General features: G+C 68.3%; 1 pseudogene. It reads left to right on the top strand.

From position 1 onward, the window contains the following. Positions 1 to 356 (top strand): annotated as a pseudogene (locus D8Z78_RS24395) (aldehyde dehydrogenase (NADP(+))); the annotation flags it as partial.

Below are 356 nucleotides of genomic sequence, written 5' to 3'. Positions count from 1 at the left end.
CTGGTCACCGACAGCGACGGCCGCAACGCCAACCCCAACCTCTACCAGACGGATGCGGCGAATTACCTGCAGGATCATGCCCTTGGCGAAGAGGTCTTTGGCCCGCTGGGGCTGGTCGTGCGGGTCGATGGCGCCGACGAGATGGAGCATCTGGCGCGCGGCTTCGAAGGCCAGCTGACGATGACGCTGCACATGGACGAGGGCGACACCGCGACCGCGCGCCGCCTGCTGCCGGTGCTGGAACGCAAGGCGGGCCGGATCTTGGTCAACGGCTTCCCGACGGGGGTCGAGGTGGCGGATGCGATGGTGCATGGCGGGCCGTACCCGGCGAGCACGAATTTCGGCGCGACGAGCGT

Origin of the sequence: Tropicibacter alexandrii (genome assembly GCF_003667315.2) — a bacterium.
Taxonomy (GTDB): Bacteria; Pseudomonadota; Alphaproteobacteria; order Rhodobacterales; family Rhodobacteraceae; genus Tropicibacter; species Tropicibacter alexandrii.
The sequence above is the reverse complement of the archived record's forward strand: the minus strand, read 5'-3'. Positions and strand labels throughout refer to the sequence as shown.